The 16,794-nt window shown below is 65.5% G+C and carries 17 protein-coding genes and 1 riboswitch; of the genes, 11 read left to right on the plus strand and 6 right to left on the minus strand.

Translation table 11 applies throughout. The features are described 5' to 3' along the window. Window positions 1-107 precede the first annotated feature (107 nt). From nrdH to fdhA, 5 genes are all read left to right on the plus strand, one after another. Window positions 108-329, plus strand: a complete 222-nt coding sequence (gene nrdH / locus ShzoTeo12_RS17615; protein WP_119254306.1) for a glutaredoxin-like protein NrdH — start codon at window positions 108-110, stop codon at window positions 327-329. Between the two features lie 10 nt (window positions 330-339). Continuing rightward, window positions 340-738: a class Ib ribonucleoside-diphosphate reductase assembly flavoprotein NrdI gene (gene nrdI, locus ShzoTeo12_RS17620; protein WP_313192071.1), complete on the plus strand. Its 399-nt coding sequence runs from the start codon at window positions 340-342 to the stop codon at window positions 736-738. After that, window positions 735-2,939, plus strand: a complete 2,205-nt coding sequence (nrdE, locus tag ShzoTeo12_RS17625) for a class 1b ribonucleoside-diphosphate reductase subunit alpha (protein ID WP_318913236.1) — start codon at window positions 735-737, stop codon at window positions 2,937-2,939. Before nrdI ends, nrdE begins: the two co-directional genes overlap by 4 nt. 15 nt (window positions 2,940-2,954) lie before the next feature. After that, complete coding sequence (gene nrdF / locus ShzoTeo12_RS17630) at window positions 2,955-3,944, plus strand: class 1b ribonucleoside-diphosphate reductase subunit beta (RefSeq protein ID WP_318913238.1); 990 nt, start codon at window positions 2,955-2,957, stop codon at window positions 3,942-3,944. Between the two features lie 326 nt (window positions 3,945-4,270). Then, window positions 4,271-5,461, plus strand: a complete 1,191-nt coding sequence (gene fdhA, locus ShzoTeo12_RS17635) for a formaldehyde dehydrogenase, glutathione-independent (RefSeq protein WP_119254310.1) — start codon at window positions 4,271-4,273, stop codon at window positions 5,459-5,461. A 46-nt stretch (window positions 5,462-5,507) separates the two neighbouring features. On the opposite strand, the gene ShzoTeo12_RS17640 is transcribed toward fdhA, so the two are convergent. Beyond that, window positions 5,508-6,131 carry a histidine phosphatase family protein gene (locus ShzoTeo12_RS17640; RefSeq protein WP_318913240.1) on the minus strand — a complete coding sequence of 208 codons (624 nt, stop codon included), beginning with the start codon at window positions 6,129-6,131 and terminating at the stop codon, window positions 5,508-5,510. A 92-nt stretch (window positions 6,132-6,223) separates the two neighbouring features. Next, a riboswitch (cobalamin riboswitch) is annotated at window positions 6,224-6,285 on the plus strand. A 53-nt stretch (window positions 6,286-6,338) separates the two neighbouring features. On the opposite strand from ShzoTeo12_RS17640, the gene ShzoTeo12_RS17645 reads away from it, so the two are divergent. From ShzoTeo12_RS17645 to ShzoTeo12_RS17655, 3 genes are read left to right on the plus strand one after another with little or no spacing between them, the layout of a single operon-like run. Then, window positions 6,339-6,548, plus strand: a complete 210-nt coding sequence (locus ShzoTeo12_RS17645) for a CbtB domain-containing protein (RefSeq protein WP_119254312.1) — start codon at window positions 6,339-6,341, stop codon at window positions 6,546-6,548. A gap of 9 nt (window positions 6,549-6,557) precedes the next feature. Further along, on the plus strand, window positions 6,558-7,310 hold the full coding sequence (locus ShzoTeo12_RS17650; protein ID WP_318913242.1) for a CbtA family protein: 753 nt from the start codon (window positions 6,558-6,560) through the stop codon (window positions 7,308-7,310). 16 nt (window positions 7,311-7,326) lie between these two features. Beyond that, window positions 7,327-7,959, plus strand: a complete 633-nt coding sequence (locus ShzoTeo12_RS17655) for a hypothetical protein (protein ID WP_318913244.1) — start codon at window positions 7,327-7,329, stop codon at window positions 7,957-7,959. Here ShzoTeo12_RS17655 and prmB read toward each other — a convergent pair. Further along, complete coding sequence (gene prmB / locus ShzoTeo12_RS17660; protein ID WP_245424694.1) at window positions 7,946-8,869, minus strand: 50S ribosomal protein L3 N(5)-glutamine methyltransferase; 924 nt, start codon at window positions 8,867-8,869, stop codon at window positions 7,946-7,948. The genes ShzoTeo12_RS17655 and prmB overlap by 14 nt on opposite strands. A gap of 88 nt (window positions 8,870-8,957) precedes the next feature. Here prmB and ShzoTeo12_RS17665 point away from each other — a divergent pair, with 88 nt between their 5' ends. The 3 genes from ShzoTeo12_RS17665 to ShzoTeo12_RS17675 all read left to right on the plus strand — a co-directional run bounded on the left by ShzoTeo12_RS17665 (window position 8,958) and on the right by ShzoTeo12_RS17675 (window position 13,122). Beyond that, window positions 8,958-9,767 carry a pseudouridine synthase gene (locus ShzoTeo12_RS17665; RefSeq protein ID WP_318913246.1) on the plus strand — a complete coding sequence of 270 codons (810 nt, stop codon included), beginning with the start codon at window positions 8,958-8,960 and terminating at the stop codon, window positions 9,765-9,767. 124 nt (window positions 9,768-9,891) lie between these two features. Then, a complete protein-coding gene (locus ShzoTeo12_RS17670) occupies window positions 9,892-11,169 on the plus strand; it encodes an efflux RND transporter periplasmic adaptor subunit (RefSeq protein WP_318913248.1) in 1,278 nt (425 codons plus the stop codon). 9 nt (window positions 11,170-11,178) lie between these two features. After that, entirely contained in the window at window positions 11,179-13,122 is a 1,944-nt protein-coding gene (locus ShzoTeo12_RS17675) for a MacB family efflux pump subunit (RefSeq protein WP_318913249.1), read from the plus strand. Window positions 13,123-13,125: 3 nt separating this feature from the next. On the opposite strand, the gene ShzoTeo12_RS17680 is transcribed toward ShzoTeo12_RS17675, so the two are convergent. Genes ShzoTeo12_RS17680 through ShzoTeo12_RS17695 form a run of 4 tightly spaced genes read right to left on the minus strand, consistent with a single transcriptional unit; the run spans window position 13,126 to window position 16,794 of the window. Continuing rightward, window positions 13,126-14,493 (minus strand): FGGY-family carbohydrate kinase, encoded by a 1,368-nt coding sequence (locus tag ShzoTeo12_RS17680; protein ID WP_318913250.1) that lies wholly within the window; start codon window positions 14,491-14,493, stop codon window positions 13,126-13,128. Then, entirely contained in the window at window positions 14,490-14,804 is a 315-nt protein-coding gene (gene rhaM / locus ShzoTeo12_RS17685; protein ID WP_119254319.1) for an L-rhamnose mutarotase, read from the minus strand. The genes ShzoTeo12_RS17680 and rhaM overlap by 4 nt, the downstream gene beginning before the upstream one ends. Beyond that, entirely contained in the window at window positions 14,804-15,808 is a 1,005-nt protein-coding gene (locus ShzoTeo12_RS17690; protein WP_318913251.1) for an ABC transporter permease, read from the minus strand. The genes rhaM and ShzoTeo12_RS17690 overlap by 1 nt, the downstream gene beginning before the upstream one ends. Further along, window positions 15,805-16,794 carry an ABC transporter permease gene (locus ShzoTeo12_RS17695; protein WP_318913252.1) on the minus strand — a complete coding sequence of 330 codons (990 nt, stop codon included), beginning with the start codon at window positions 16,792-16,794 and terminating at the stop codon, window positions 15,805-15,807. The genes ShzoTeo12_RS17690 and ShzoTeo12_RS17695 overlap by 4 nt, the downstream gene beginning before the upstream one ends.

Genomic DNA, 16,794 nt, shown 5'->3' on the forward strand with positions numbered 1-16,794 from the left:
GCGTCCGGCCGTCCGTAGAGGGCCGCCCTTATCACCGGGAATTCATCGAACGGCCATCGGCGGATGGCCGGGCGATATCCCATGCCTGATCGAAAACGAGGAAAGCCATGTCCATCACCGTCTACTCCAAGCCCGCCTGCGTCCAGTGCACCGCGACCACCCGCGCGCTCGACCGCCAGGGCATCGACTATCATGTTGTCGACATTTCCGAGGATGCCGATGCCTATGCGCTCGTGCAGGGTCTCGGCTACCGCCAGGTCCCGGTCGTCATCGCCGGCGAGCAGCATTGGGCCGGCTTCCGCCCGGACATGATCAGCGCGCTCGCCTGAGGAGAAGGCGGTGGGGGACCTCGTCTATTTTTCCAGCCGGTCGGAGAACACCCGGCGCTTCGTGGAAAAGCTCGGGGTCGAGGCCCTGCGCCTGCCGCTCGACGCGGCCGGGGAAGCCCCGCAGGCCGACCGGCCCTTCGTCCTGGTTTCGCCGACTTATGGCGGGGGCGGGGAGAAGGGGGCGGTGCCCAAGCCCGTCATCCGCTTCCTCAACAATCCGCGCAACCGCAGCCTGATCCGCGGCGTCATCGCGGCGGGCAACACCAATTTCGGCGCCGGATATGCCGTCGCGGGAAACATCATCTCCGCGAAATGCGCGGTGCCGTTCCTCTACCGTTTCGAGCTGCTCGGCACGGATGAGGACGTCGACAATGTCAGACAGGGACTGGAACGATTTTGGACACGATGAACGCTTCGACGCCGCGGGATGCGAGCGAAAAACCGCCTCACGCTTTTTCTCATCCCGCGGGAGATAAGCCGGCGAAGGCCCCGGAGATCACCGCGCTGGACTATCACGCGCTGAACGCCATGCTGAACCTCTACGACGAGGAGGGGAAGATTCAGCTCGACAAGGACCGGCAGGCGGCCAAGCAGTATTTCCTCCAGCACGTCAACCAGAACACCGTCTTCTTCCATAATCTCAGGGAGAAGCTCGATTACCTCGTGACCGAGGGCTATTATGAGCAGGAGGTGCTGGACCAGTATTCCTTCAACTTCGTGCGCGACCTCTTCGACCACGCCTATGACAAGAAGTTCCGCTTCCCGACCTTCCTCGGCGCATTCAAGTACTACACGTCCTATACGCTGAAGACCTTCGACGGAAAGCGCTATCTCGAACGCTACGAGGACCGCGTCTGCATGGTGGCGCTCGCTTTGGCGCGCGGCAACGAGCAGCTTGCCCGCGACCTCGTCGACGAGATCATCTCCGGCCGCTTCCAGCCCGCGACCCCCACCTTCCTCAATGCCGGCAAGAAGCAGCGCGGCGAGCTCGTCTCCTGTTTCCTCCTGCGCGTCGAGGACAACATGGAAAGCATCGGCCGCTCGATCAATTCGGCCCTGCAGCTTTCCAAGCGCGGTGGCGGCGTCGCGCTGTCGCTGACGAACCTTCGCGAGATGGGCGCCCCGATCAAGCAGATCGAGAACCAGTCGTCGGGCGTCATCCCGGTGATGAAGCTGCTGGAGGATTCGTTCTCCTACGCCAACCAGCTCGGCGCGCGGCAGGGGGCGGGGGCGGTCTACCTTCACGCCCACCACCCGGATATCATGCGCTTCCTCGACACCAAGCGCGAGAATGCCGACGAGAAGATCCGCATCAAGACGCTCTCGCTCGGCGTCGTCATCCCGGACATCACCTTCGAGCTCGCGAGGAACAACGAGGACATGTACCTCTTCTCGCCGCATGACGTGGAGCGCGTCTACGGCGTGCCCTTCACCGAGATATCGGTGAGCGAGAAGTATCGCGAGATGGTCGAGGACGGCCGCATCAGGAAGAAGAAGATCAAGGCGCGCGACTTCTTCCAGATCATCGCCGAGATCCAGTTCGAGTCCGGCTATCCCTACATCATGTTCGAGGACACGGTGAACCGGGCGAACCCGATTGCAGGCCGCATCACCATGAGCAATCTCTGCTCGGAAATCCTCCAGGTGAGCGAGGCGAGCGAATTCAACGACGACCTCTCCTATGCCAAGATGGGCAAGGACATTTCCTGCAATCTCGGCTCGCTCAACATCGCCGCCGCGATGGACAGCTCCGATTTCGGCCGGACCATCGAGACCTCGATCCGCGCGCTGACCGCCGTTTCGGAGATGAGCCACATCTCCTCGGTTCCCTCGGTCGAGAAGGGCAATGACGACAGCCACGCCATCGGCCTCGGCCAGATGAACCTGCATGGCTATCTCGCCCGCGAGCGCATCTTCTACGGTTCGGAAGAGGGCGTCGATTTCACCAATATCTACTTCTACACCGTGACTTACCACGCCATCCGCGCCTCCAACCGGCTGGCGGTGGAAAAGGGCGTCAGCTTCAAGGGCTTCGAGAATTCGAAATACGCTTCCGGCGAATATTTCGACAAATATACCGAGGCCGAATGGCTGCCGGCGACGGAGAAGGTGAGGGCGATCTTCGAGGAGGCCGGCATCCATATTCCGACGCAGGAAGACTGGCTGGAGCTGAAGACGGCCGTCATGGAAGGCGGGCTTTACAACCAGAACCTCCAGGCCGTGCCGCCGACCGGCTCGATCTCCTACATCAACCATTCGACCTCCTCGATCCACCCGATCGTCTCGAAGATCGAGATCCGGAAAGAGGGCAAGATCGGCCGCGTCTACTACCCGGCCGCCTTCATGACCAACGACAATCTCGACTACTACCAGGACGCCTACGAGATCGGACCGGAGAAGATCATCGACACCTATGCGGCGGCGACGCAGCATGTCGACCAGGGCCTGTCGCTGACGCTGTTCTTCCGCGACACGGCGACGACGCGCGACATCAACCGGGCGCAGATCTACGCCTGGAAGAAGGGCATCAAGACCATCTACTACATCCGCCTTCGCCAGATGGCGCTGTCCGGCACGGAAGTGCAGGGCTGCGTCTCCTGCGCTCTCTGACCTTTGGGGACCAGAATGAACATCCAAGTGAAGACCAAGACCCCGAAGGCAGCGAGCGCCATCCGCGCCATCAACTGGAACCGCATCGAGGACGACAAGGACCTCGAGGTCTGGAACCGACTGACCGGCAATTTCTGGCTGCCGGAAAAGGTGCCGCTCTCCAACGACATCCCCTCCTGGGCGACCCTCAAGCCGGAAGAGCAGAAGCTCACCATCCGCGTCTTCACCGGCCTCACCCTGCTGGACACGATCCAGAACGGCGTCGGCGCGGTGAGGCTGATGGAGGATTCCGCCACGCCGCATGAGGAGGCGGTGCTCTCCAACATCTCCTTCATGGAGGCGGTGCATGCGCGCTCCTATTCCTCCATCTTCTCGACGCTGTGCCTGACGCCGGACGTCGACGACGCCTATCGCTGGTCGGAGGAGAACGAGTTCCTGCAGAGGAAGTCGGCGCTGATCATGGAGCAGTACGCCTCCGGCGATCCGTTGAAGAAGAAGGTCGCATCCGTCTTCCTCGAAAGCTTCCTGTTCTATTCCGGCTTCTACCTGCCGATGTACTGGTCGAGCCGCGCCAAGCTCACCAACACCGCCGACATGATCCGCCTCATCATCCGCGACGAGGCCGTGCACGGCTACTACATCGGCTACAAGTTCCAGCGGGCGATAGAGCGGCTTGGCGCGGAGAAGCAGCAGGAGATCAAGGATTTCGCCTTCGATCTGCTGCTGGAGCTCTACGACAACGAGACGCGCTATACCGAGGAACTCTACGACGGCGTCGGCCTCACCGAGGACGTCAAGAAGTTCCTGCACTACAATGCCAACAAGGCGCTGATGAACCTCGGCTACGAGGCGCTCTTCCCGCCGGAAGCCTGCAAGGTGAACCCGGCCATCCTCTCGGCCCTTTCGCCGAATGCCGACGAGAACCACGACTTCTTCTCCGGCTCCGGCTCGTCCTATGTCATCGGCAAGGCGGTCGCGACCGAGGACGAGGACTGGGATTTCTGAGCCTTCCGGGAGCCTTTTCCCGCGCGATCGAAACGGCCTCGCCTTTGCGGGGCCGTTTCCGTTTTCGGGACATTGAAGCCGCCGCGGCGGCGTGTCGTTGCGGACACCGCTTATGTCGTATTCCCGAGCGTCATTTCGCCTGCCAAGTGGTTTGCTGCATGTGTTCAAGGTGCCGTCCCGCCCATGCCGGGGCCGATCGTCGGAAATCCCGCACCCGCCTTGAAGCGTGAGGCCCGGCCGATGGTCCGGCTGCGCGGCGTCCAGAGCACATCCTGCCCGCGGAGGAGCGGGCCGGTACCGGCGTTTAACGAAAAGGAGGAGATGATATGAGCAGGAACAGAGGCGTCGTCTACATGCGCCCCGGCAAGGTCGAGGTCCGCGACATCGACGATCCCAAGCTGGAGGCCCCGGATGGCCGCCGCATCGAGCACGGCGTGATCCTCAAGGTGATTTCCACGAATATCTGCGGCTCCGACCAGCACATGGTGCGCGGCCGCACGACGGCGATGCCGGGCCTCGTCCTCGGCCACGAGATCACCGGCGAGGTCATCGAGAAGGGCATCGACGTCGAGATGCTGCAGATCGGCGACATCGTTTCCGTGCCCTTCAACGTCGCCTGTGGCCGCTGCCGCTGCTGCAAGTCGCAGGATACCGGCGTCTGCCTCACGGTGAACCCGTCGCGCGCCGGCGGCGCCTACGGCTATGTCGACATGGGCGGCTGGATCGGCGGGCAGGCCCGCTACGTCACGATCCCCTATGCCGACTTCAATCTCCTGAAGTTCCCCGACCGCGACAAGGCGATGTCGAAGATCCGCGACCTCACCATGCTCTCCGACATCCTGCCCACCGGCTTCCACGGCGCGGTGCGCGCGGGCGTCGGCGTCGGCTCGACGGTCTATGTGGCGGGTGCCGGCCCGGTCGGCCTTGCGGCCGCCGCTTCCGCGCGCATCCTCGGCGCGGCCGTGGTGATGATCGGTGACTTCAACAAGGATCGCCTGGCGCATGCCGCCAGGGTCGGCTTCGAGCCCATCGACCTTTCCAAGAGCGACAGGCTTGGCGACATGATCGCCGAGGTCGTCGGCACCAACGAGGTGGACAGCGCCATCGACGCCGTCGGCTTCGAGGCGCGCGGCCATTCGGGCGGCGAGCAGCCGGCCATCGTGCTCAACCAGATGATGGAGATCACCCGCGCCGCCGGCTCGATCGGCATTCCGGGCCTCTACGTCACCGAGGACCCCGGCGCTGTGGACAATGCCGCCAAGCAGGGCAGCCTGTCATTGCGCTTCGGCCTCGGCTGGGCGAAGGCGCAGTCCTTCCACACGGGCCAGACGCCGGTGCTGAAGTACAACCGCCAGCTCATGCAGGCCATCCTGCATGACCGCTTGCCCATCGCCGATATCGTCAATGCCAAGATCATCGCGCTTGACGACGCCGTCCAGGGCTACGAGAGCTTCGACCAGGGCGCGGCGACCAAGTTCGTCCTCGACCCGCACGGCGACCTCCTGAAGGCCGCCTGAGGCAGGGCCCTCGCGCCGGCCGGCTTCCGGCCGGCGCAAAGCGGCATCATGAATCGCCTTCCGGCCCTGCGGGCGAGCCGAAGAACCGCAACGCCCAGCGCCGGCCGTCGCTGGTGAGCGTCATCATGCCGAGCGGCTCGACATCCGCCCGCCAGACGGCGGAGAGCGGCGCCCTGAGGACATGGGCGAGAACGATCTTGAGAATGAGGGCGTGGGTGACGGCGAGGCGATGCCCGCCCGCGCCGTGCTGTTCCTCGAGCCATGCCGCGCAGCGCGCCCGTGCCTCCTCGATGCTTTCCCCGCCATGCGGCTTTGCGGCCGGATCGGCCATCCAGTGCTGGAGCCCGGACGGGTCCTCGCCCGCGATATCCTCGAGGCTGCGGCCGCGCCATTGCCCGTGATCGACATCCCGCAGCGCCTCGCAGGGAACCGTCCTGGCGGAAAAGAGCGCGGCCGTTTCGCGGGCCGCGATCTCGGGCGCGTGGAGCACCGCCGCATAGGCCGGCAGCCGCCGGGCGAGGCGCCCGGCCTTCCCGGCTTCCTTCGGCAGCAACGGCTCGTCGGCGGAGAACCGGGCGAGGCGGTTGGCGGCGGTCGCGCCCCGGCAGAGCAGCGTGATACGGCTTGCCCGCACGCGCCGGATGTCGGCCTCTTCCGTTCCCTCGCTCACGATCGCTGTTCCTTTCGGCAAGAATGAAGCCCAGCGGGGCGGAACTTCGTTGACTCCCGCGAAACGCCCCTGATAGAATCCTATACCACCTTGGGAAGCCAGTGAAATTCTGGCGCGGTCGCGCCACTGTAATCGCCCCGGCGAAAGCCAGACCTCGAGGTGTACCCAGTTCTTGCCCACAAGCGAACGCGTATTCAGAGAGGGACCATGTCTGACATCACCTTGAGCGGCGGCACGGCCGTCACCCCCATTCCCGCAAGCCAGCTGTTTCCATGGGCGCTTTTCGGCGGCCTGCTGATGCTGCTCGCGCTCTACTTCGTCAGCACCGAGGAAGGCGCAGCCCGTCTTCTGTCCGGCCTTGAGGTCCACGAATTCGTGCATGACGGGCGCCATCTGCTCGGCTTCCCCTGCCATTGAGGTGTTGAAATGACTGGTCATCTTTTGCTGCGAGGCATGATCGCCGGCCTCGTCGCCGGACTTGTCGCGTTCGGTTTTGCCCGGATCTACGGTGAACCCCAGGTCGATCGCGCCATCGCGTTCGAGGAACTGATGGCGGCGGCCGAAGCGCCGGCGGATGGCGCTGCCGAGGAACCCGAAGCGGTAAGCCGCGAGACGCAGGCCGGCCTCGGTCTCTTCACCGGCGTCGTCACCTACAGCGTGGCGATGGGCGGGATCTTCTCGCTGGTCTTCGCCGGTCTCTATGGCCGCGTCGGCCGCCTGAGCCCGCGTTCGCTGGCGCTGCTGCTCGGCTTTGCCGCCTTCGTCGCGCTCGTGGTCGTTCCCGACCTCAAATATCCGCCGAACCCGCCGGCCGTCGGCGATCCCGAAACCATTGGCGTGAGGACCGGGCTGTTCTTCGTCACGCTCGCCGCCTCGATCTTCGCGCTGGCGCTGGCCGTCGCCTTTGCCCGCCGGCTCGGCGAGCATCTGGGCCGCTGGAACGGCGCGATCGTCGCGGGCATCGCCTATGTGGTGTTCCTGACCATCGTCTTCCGCCTGCTTCCGGCGATCAACGAGGTTCCGGAGAACTTCCCGGCAACGGCGCTCTACGACTTCCGCCTGGCGACGATCTGCCTGCAGGTCACGCTCTGGACGGTCCTGTCGCTGGTCTTCGGCTATCTCGCCGAGAAGAGCCTCGTGCGCTCGGGCAATTACCGCGCGGTTCCGGCCGGCCTTTGATCGTTTGAACACGGGAATGCCGCGGCCTCCGCGGCATTCTCCAAGACGAGGGGAGGCCACCGCCCTGCGCCCGCTCCTTCTCCTGCTGTTCCTGGCCGTCCTCGGCGCCGAGGCGCATGCCCACGGCCGGCGCGCATCCTCTTCCGATATCACCGGCCTTGCCATTCCGAGCATGTCCCATGGTGCCCTGCTGGTGCTGGAGGATCATTTCGGCGCGATCCTCGCCCTCTCGGACCGGGCGAAGGAATCCGATCCCGTCTTCCGCAAGCTGAAGAACTATACCCGCATCCAGAACTACTATTGTCTCTGGGGAATGGCGCCTAGGGCGGTGGCGGACGAGGAGAGCCCGTTCAACGAGTGTTCCCACGCCTATCTGTCGGGCGCACGGATGCTGCTTCTCCACATGCGCGACATGCCGAGCGTTTCCACGCCGGCGGGCGAGTTGGCGTCCCGCATCGATGCCGAAATGGTCGAGCGCGGCAGCGCCCTTGTCCAATGCGCCTATTCGGAAGAGCCATTTTATACCGGCGACTTCATCACGCCGCATTGGGAGAACGTGGCCGGGCATCGCCCGACCCTGTTCGCGGCCCTGTCGCCCGTCCTCGCGGTGCTGGGTCTTGTCGCCGGGCGGCGGGTCATTCGCCGCTGACGCCCAGCGCCTCGGCGGAAATCCAGAAGACGGCATCCTGGGATTCGGCCGTTTCGAGCCAGACGAAATCGAGATGCGGGAACTCCTCCTCGAGGATTTCCCGGCCCGAGCCGATCTCGCAGATCATGCCGCCCTCGGGGTTGAGGTAATCGGGCGCGTCCACGAGGATGCGGCGGACGAGGTCGAGCCCGTCCTCGCCGCCGTCATGCGCCATCTCCGGTTCGGCGCGGAATTCCGGCGGATAGCCGTCCAGCGCCTCATGGTCGACATAGGGTGGATTGGTGATGATAAGGTCGTAGCGGCGGCCGGCGAGCGGCGCGAAAAGGTCGCCCTCGAAGAGGTTCACCTGCCCGGCGACATCGTGTTCGGCCACATTCAGTTCGGCGACCTCCAGCGCATCGGCCGAAAGGTCCACCGCATCCACCTCGGCCTGCGGGAAGAATTTCGCGGCAAGGACGGCAAGGCAGCCGGAGCCGGTGCAGATGTCGACGACGCTCGCGACGGCCATCGGGTCCGGCAGGAAGGACGAGCCGTGTTCGCCGAGATATTCGCTGAACAGGATCTCGCCGATATGCGAGCGCGGCACGATGACCCGCTCGTCGACATGGAAGCGCACGCCCTGGATATAGGCGCGACCCGTGAGATAGGAGGAGGGCTTGCGGGTGGTGACGCGCGCCTCGATGCGCTCGGCGAGAAGCCGGCGCTCGGCCGGCAGCAGGCGGGCGTCGAGGAATGGATCGAGTGCGTCGATCGGCAGGTCGAGCGAATCGAGCAGCAGGAAGGCCGCATCGTCGCCGGCCGTCGTCGTGCCATGGCCGTAGCTGAGGTCGGCGGCGTTGAAACGGGAGATCGCATAGCGCCAGTAATCGCGCAGCGTCACGAGTTCGTGGGTAATGTCGTCCTTTGTCAACGGCGTCTCACTTCGGGCTTTGCGGATTTGGCTGGACGACCCCGGCTTTAGAATGGCAAGGGCCTTTGGGTCAACCAAGGACGGCGAGATGAAGGGTACCCGCAAGGCGCAGAAACCGAAAACGGGCCGTGAGGCCGGCTCGCCCGCAGGCGGAAAGCGGGTGACGCTGCCGCGCGCCCTCTCCAAGCTCGGCTTCTGCTCGCGCACGCAGGCCGAAGCGCTGGTTCGCGAGGGACGGGTGACGGTCGGCGGCCGCGTGACGACCGATACCGAGACCTGGGTCGACCTTTCCGACGCGGTGATCGCGGTGGACGGCACGCGCGTCGCCGCCGAGGAGCGCGTCTACCTGATGCTGAACAAGCCGCGCGGCCTCGTCACCACGCGGCACGACCCGGAGGGCCGGCCGACGGTCTTCGATTGCCTGAAACACCTCGACCACGCGCATCTCTCCCCCGTCGGCCGCCTCGACAAGGCGAGCGAGGGGCTTTTGCTCTTCACCAATGACACGGAATTCGCCCAGGCGCTGCTCGACCCCGAAACCCATGTCGCCAAGGCCTATCACGTCCAGATGGACCGCAAGGCCGACCCGGAGGTGCTCGACGCCATGATGCGCGGCGTCAGCCATGACGGTGACCTGCTGCGCGCCACGAAGGTGCGGACCGTGCGCGAAGGCGAGAGAAATTCCTGGATCGAGGTGGTGCTCGACGAGGGCAAGAACCGCCAGATCCGCCGCATGCTGGAGGCGCTGGGCATCGAATGCCTGCGGCTCCTGCGCGTCTCCATCGGCGATCTTGCGCTCGGCGATCTGGAGAAGGGAGCGGTGCGGACGCTGACGGAGGAGGAGGTGGCAAGCCTTCGCCGGCGCATCGCGGCAAGGCGGGCCGGCCGGCCCGGATAACATGAGCCTTTCGGCGAACATTACGGAAATATAATGATCCCAAGGGCTTCTCCTCGGGGGCTTCTGGTGCCACATGTCGATGAAAGGGACTTAAGAGGCATGGCCTCGACATGTGGGAATGCCGATGACCAAGACCGCACGACCGAAGACGGATGAGAAGGCCGCCGACGAGGGCGGCCGCACGAATGTCACCTTCATGCCGGGCGCGACCCCGCCCGCGCGCCGCAAGCGCCGCTCGCGCGCCTGGGTCTGGCTGCCGGTCATCGCTATCCTTGCCGGTGCCGGCTACTACGGCTGGCGCGCCTATGCACCGGCCGAGACGACGGCCGCGATCATCACGCAGCCCGTCACGCGCGGCGATATCGAGAATGCGGTGACGGCGGTCGGCACGCTGGAGGCGGTGAAGTCCGTCGATGCCGGCGCGCAGGTCTCCGGCCAGCTCAAGGCCCTGCATGTCGCCATCGGCGATGCCGTGACGAAGGACCAGCTTCTCGCCGAGATCGACCCGGCGACCATCGAGAACCGCATGGAGATCAACCGCGCGGAACTCGTCAATCTGCAGGCGCAGCTCGTTTCCAAGAAGGCGCAGCTCGAATTCAAGCAGGCCAATATCGCCCGCCAGCAAAGCCTTGTGGCCGGCAATGCCGCCGCAAGGCAGGCGCTCGACCAGGCCGTGGCCGACCTTGCCGCGGCGGAGGCGGACGTCAACGCCACCGAGGCGCAGATCCGCAAGCAGCAGGCGACGCTGGCCGGCGACGAGGTCGATCTCGGCTACACCAAGATCTACGCGCCGATGGCGGGCACCGTCATCGCCAATCCGGTGAAGGAAGGCCAGACGCTGAACTCGGTCCAGACCGCGCCCACCATCGTCACCATCGCCGATCTTTCCACCATGACCGTGCGCGCCGAGGTTTCCGAGGCCGATGTCGGCCGCCTCAAGGTGGGCATGGAGGCCTATTTCACGCTGCTCGGCCAGCCGGGCAAGCGTTTTACCGGCAAGCTCCGCCAGATCGAGCCGTCCCCGACCGTCGAGAACAATGTCGTGCTCTACAACGCCCTGTTCGACGTGCCGAACCCGGAGGGCGAGTTGATGATGTCGATGAGCGCGCAGGTCTTCTTCGTGCAGGCCGCGGCGCGCGACGTGCTGGTCGTGCCGGCCGGCGCGGTGTCGATGAAGCGCCCCGAGGGCGGCGGCAAGCCGAAGGCGGAGGTGACGGTCGTCACGGCCTCCGGCAAGCAGGAGGTGCGCGCGGTCGAGACCGGCATCCGCAACCGCGTCAGCGTCGAGGTGAAGCGCGGCCTTGCCGAGGGCGACAAGGTGGTCGTCAGCGCGGGCGGCGGCAATGCCTCGGGCGGCGACCGGAACTCGCGGCGCGGCATGCGCATGCCGCCGATGTTCTGAGGTGCGGCCATGACGGCGCTCATCTCACTCAGGGACGTCACCAAGACCTTTTACAACGGCGACTTCGCCGTTGAGGTCCTGCACGGCATCACGCTCGATATCGAAGCGGGGGAGTTCGTGGCGATCATCGGCCAGTCCGGCTCGGGCAAGTCGACGCTGATGAACATCCTCGGCTGTCTCGACCAGCCGACCTCCGGCGATTACCTGATCGACGGCGAGCCGGTCGCCGGCTTCGAGAGCGATGACCTTGCGGCGCTGCGCCGCCGCACCTTCGGCTTCGTCTTCCAGAGCTACAACCTCATCCCCACGGCAAGCGCCCGCGAGAATGTCGAGGTGCCGGCGATCTATGCCGGCCTTCCGGCGCGCGACCGGCAGGAGCGGGCGGAAGCGCTGCTCGGCTCGCTGAAACTCGCCGACCGGCTCGACCACCGGCCGAACCAGCTTTCCGGCGGCCAGCAGCAGCGCGTCTCCATTGCCCGCGCGCTGATGAACGGCGGCCGCGTCATCCTCGCCGACGAGCCGACCGGCGCGCTCGACAGCCAGAGCGGCGAAGAGGTGATGGCGCTGCTGCGCCGGATGCACGAGGACGGCCACACGATCATCCTCATCACCCATTCGCGCGAGGTGGCGGAGGCCGCCGACCGCCTGATCGAGATCCGCGACGGCGAGATCATCTCCGACCGCGCACGCAAGCCCCGTCCTTCCACCGAAGCCGCTGCCGGCCGGCAGAAGGCGATGAAGGAAGGCTCGGCCGCCATCGCCGACATTTCGGAGGCGATCAAGATGGCCTTCCGGGCGCTGCACGCCAATCTCTTCCGCACGGTGCTGACGCTGCTCGGCATCGTCATCGGCGTCGGCTCGGTGGTCGCGATGCTGGCCATCGGCACGGGGGCACAGAATTCCGTGCTGGATCGCATCTCCGCAATGGGCTCCGACCTCCTGCTGGTGCGCCCCAGCATGGCGAGTTTCCGCGGCGGCAGCGGCAGCTTCCCCGTCACCCTCGTGCCGTCGGATGCCGATGCGATCCTCGAACTGCCGAATGTCGCCTTCGCCGTGCCGGAAATGACGAGCTCCGTCACGGTGCGCTACGGCAATATCGACTACCAGACGACAGCCAACGGCACGGTGCCGGCCTTCCCGCGCGCGAAATCCTGGACCGTCGCCTCCGGCGAGTTCATCAACCAGGACGACATGGACACCTATGCGCCGGTCGTCGTGCTCGGCCAGACGGTGGCGAAGACGTTGTTTCCGACCGGCGGCAATCCGCTCGGCCAGTATGTGCTGGTCAACAAGATCCCCTTCCAGGTGATCGGCGTGATGGCCGAGATGGGCGCGAGCGCCGGTGGCAACGACCAGGACGACGTGATGCTCGTGCCGCTGTCCACCGGCAGCATGCGGCTCTTCGGCCAGCGCAACGTGCGCACCATCACCGTTCAGGTCGAGGACGCCTCGGCCATCGACCTGACGCAGGATGCCATCCAGACCCTACTGAACGAGCGGCACAAGGCCGAGGATACGCAGATCACCAACATGTCCTCGGTGCGCGAGGCCTTCACCGAGACGTCGAACACGATGAAGCTCTTCCTCGGCTCCGTCGCGGCCATCTCGCTGCTCGTCGGCGGCATCGGGGTGATGAACATCATGCTGGTGAGCGTGCGCGAGCGCACCCGCGAGATCGGCGTGCGCATGGCGACCGGTGCAAGGCGGCGCGATATCCTGTTGCAATTTCTGATCGAGGCGCTCGTCGTCTCGGCGATCGGCGGGGCCATAGGCGTGGTGCTGGGGCTCTCCATCGGCGGGCTCGCCAAGGCCTTCGGCATGCCCGTCAGCTTCACGGCAGGCCCCGTCGCGCTCGCCTTCGCTTGCTCCTTCCTGACCGGCCTCGTCTTCGGCTACCTGCCGGCGCGCAACGCCTCGCATCTTCAGCCGGCCGTCGCGCTCAGCGCCGATTGAGGCTTAGCCGATCGTCGCAAGCCAGGCCGCGCGATAGGCCTCCAGCCCCGGCATAGTCGAAGGCTCGACCCGCGTCTCCGGTGTTGCAACCGGCGCGATGCCGGTGAGCAACGAGGCGCCCTGGCTGGTACCGGTGGAGCCCGGCACGGCGATGGTCGGCCGGCCGGTCAATGTGGCCAAAAGAGTGAGGTAGAGCCGGTTCGCCGCAAATGGTCCCTCGACGATCGTCGGTCCTTTTGCCCCGATCAGGCCGAGGCAGGCTTCGTTCATCAGGGCGAGGTAGAGGCAGGCGGCCGCATGCCGCTCGGCGGGGCTCGCGCCCTCCGCGTTCAGCCATCGCCTTTGATGGCCGGGGAAGGGGCCGGAGCCCGGCGCGACATTCGGCGTGAGCATCCGCTTCTTTTCGACCACCGCGGGCAGGGCCGCGAGGATAGCTTCATCCGCCACGCTGCCGATTTCCGCGGAGAGTATTTCGTATTCCCGCCCGCCCATGAAGCGGGAGGAAGGCACGGCGCGGCCATAGGCATCGACATTGGCGAGTGTGTCGCGCGCCGGGTCGAGATGCTCCAGATCGCCGCCGACCGCGAAGTTGATCACCCATGTCCCGGTCGAGGCGACCGAGAAGGGCGCCTGCCGCGCCACCAGATGCGGCAGCAGCGAGGCATTGGAATCGTGGATGCCGCAATAGACCGGCACGGAGACGTCGATGGCTTCGGCAATCTCCGGCAGGAGGGGGCCGAGGGCGTCGAAGGCCGGCCGGATCGGTGCCATCAGCGGGCGGATGCCGAGCGTGTCGACCAGCGACGAATAGTCGCCCGTCTGTGGGTTCCAGAGATCGGTGTGGCAGCCGAGCGAGGTCACCTCGTTCGCCGCGATGCCGGTCAGCCGCGCCGCCCAGTATTGCGGGTAGGTGGCGATGGTCGTCACCTTGGCGAAGGCGTCCGGAAATACAGTCTTCTGGTAATGCAGCTGCGCCCCGACATTAAGGCCCATCGACAGGCGCGGCGAGCGTGTTTCGGCAAAGGACGGGCGAAGCGCGTCATAGGCGTCGCGGATCGCCTGCGGATATTCGTGCTCGTAGTCGAGCACCGGCATGGCGAGCCGGCCATCGGCGTCGAGCAGGGCGGCGGAGGCGCCGTGCGTCGTGATGGAGATCGCGTCGAAGCCGGGTTCCTTCGCAAAGCGTCGGAAGGCGTCCAGTGTGAAGGCCCAGAGGGCTTCGACGTCGTAATGCGGATAGGGGCCATCCTTCAGAACGGTGTTGGCCATTCGCGCGGCTGCGATCTCCGCGCCGGTTACAGCGTCGAGGACGACGACCTTGGCGTTGGTCTTGCCGATATCGAGGACGGCGATGCGGCGATAAGCGGTCATGGCATGTGGAAGACGGGAACGAGGTCGCTCTGGACGGGGGAATTGTCCGGGTTGGTCTCCATGATATCGGCCATGTGCGCCCACCAGCGCTTCATCACGGGATGGTCGGGCAGAGCCGCCATCGTGTGGTCCCCCGGCCGGGTGAGGATGCCGAAGAGGATGTTGGTCTCCGGGTCGAGATAAATGGAGTAATCGGACGCACCGGCCTCGCGCAGCAGGGCGACCAGTTCGGGCCAGATCTCGTCATGGCGCTTCCTGTATTCCGCCTCCATGCCGGGATGGAGCTTCATCTTGAATGCGTGCCGTTCCATCAGGCTCTCCTCGCATGCTTGATCCGGCGTGCGACGATCGGCAAGGCGATGGTGACGATCAGCAGCAGGCCGATGAAGATGGACATGACGATGCCGGGCACGTTGAGGAGGCCGAGGCCGAAGGTGACGAGGCCCATCACGAAGGCGGCGATGACGACGCCGGCAATCGTGCCCGCCCCGCCGAGGATCGAGACCCCGCCGAGCACCACCATGGTCACGATCTCCAGTTCCCAGCCTTGCGCGATGGAGGGCCGGGTGGAGCCGAGGCGCGAGGTGAGGCAGACGGCGGCGATGCCGCTCATCAGGCCGGTCAAAAGGAAGAGGATGAACTTCACCCGGTCGACCGGGATGCCCGAGAAACGGGCGGCCATGGCATTGTTGCCGATGACATAGACGTGGCGGCCGAAATTCGTTTTGTGCAACAGCACGCCGAAGACCGCGGCCATGACGAGGAAGAGCACGAATTCGAAGGAGAAGACCCAGACGACGTAGCCCTGCCCGAACCAGGCGAAGTCGGCGGGATATTTGCCATAGGCCTGGTCGCCGAGCACGATGTAGGAGATACCGCGGAAGAGGCTCATCGTGCCGATGGTGACGACGATGGACGGCAGCTTGAGGCCGGCGACGAGCAGACCGTTGAACGCGCCGCAGACAAGGCCGGTGCCGATGCCGATCAGCACGAGGCCGGGCGTGCCGATGCCCATCTGCACCGCCGCGCCCATGGCGGTGGAGGCGAGCGCGATGATCGCGGCGACGGAAAGGTCGATCTCGCCGGCGATGATCAGCAGCGCCATGGCGAAGGCGACCAGTGCCTTTTCCGTGAAGTTGAACGTCGCGTCCGAGAGGTTCCAGGCATCGAGGAAATAGGGCGAGGCCAGTGAATTGGCGATGAAGATGAGGACGGCCACGCAGAAGAGCAGCACCTCCCAGCTTGCCAGCAGCCGCTTCATCGGCGTGCCGAGCCGGTCGGGGATATGGCGGCGGATTGCAGTCTCGGTATTCATGCCAGCCTCTCCTTGGCGGCGCGGTCGCGCAGGATGATGCGGCCTTTCTTCTTCTCGGCGCGGGCGTTGAAGACGACGGCGAGGATGATGACGACGCCCGAGATCGCCATCTGTGCGAAGGGCGAGATGCCGATGACGGGCAGCGCGTTCTTGATGACGCCGAGGAAAAGTGCGCCGAGCACCGTGCCGATCACGCTGCCGATGCCGCCGGCAATGGAAATGCCGCCGATGACGCAGGCCGCCACGCTGTCCAGCTCGAAACCGGCGGCGATGTCGACATAGGCCACCGCATAGCGCGAGACCCAGAGATAGCCGGAAAGGCCGGCGAGCGCGCCCGACAGGACGAAGGCGAGGAAACGCGAGCGGCCGACATCGATGCCGGCATAGACGGCGGCCGTGGGGTTGCCGCCCGAGGCATAGGCGGCGCGGCCGAAGGGCGTGCGCGTCAGCACGAACCACATCATCAGCACGATGACGATGGCGAGCCAGGAGAGGATCGGCAGGCCGAGGACGGGAAAGCGCGGCAGGTTGAGGAAATCGGGCGTCATCTGGTGGGCGTTCACCCAGCCGCCGCCCGAAAGTACGAAGGCCATGCCGCGATAGATGGTGAGCGTGCCGAGCGTCACGACGATGGGCGGGATCTGCAGCAGCCAGACGAGGAAGCCGTTGATCGCCCCGAGCGCAGCGCCGATGCCGACGGCAAGCACGATGAGCAGCGCCAGCGGCAGGCCGGGATAGGCCGCGTCCAGCATGGCGACAGCCATGCCGGTGAAGGCAAGGTTGGCAGCGACCGAAAGGTCGATCGACTTGGTCAGGATGACCGTCATCTGGCCGAGGGCGAGGATGATCAGGATCGACGTATCGTTGAAGATATTGGCGAGATTGACAGGGGAGGCGAAGCCGGCCGCGCGCGTCGCGAAGCCGGCGATCATCACGAGGATGATCAGGGCCAGCAGGAGTTCACGGTTCTTGAGAAGACGCTGCAT

Source organism: Shinella zoogloeoides, assembly GCF_033705735.1.
Taxonomy (GTDB): Bacteria; Pseudomonadota; Alphaproteobacteria; order Rhizobiales; family Rhizobiaceae; genus Shinella; species Shinella zoogloeoides_A.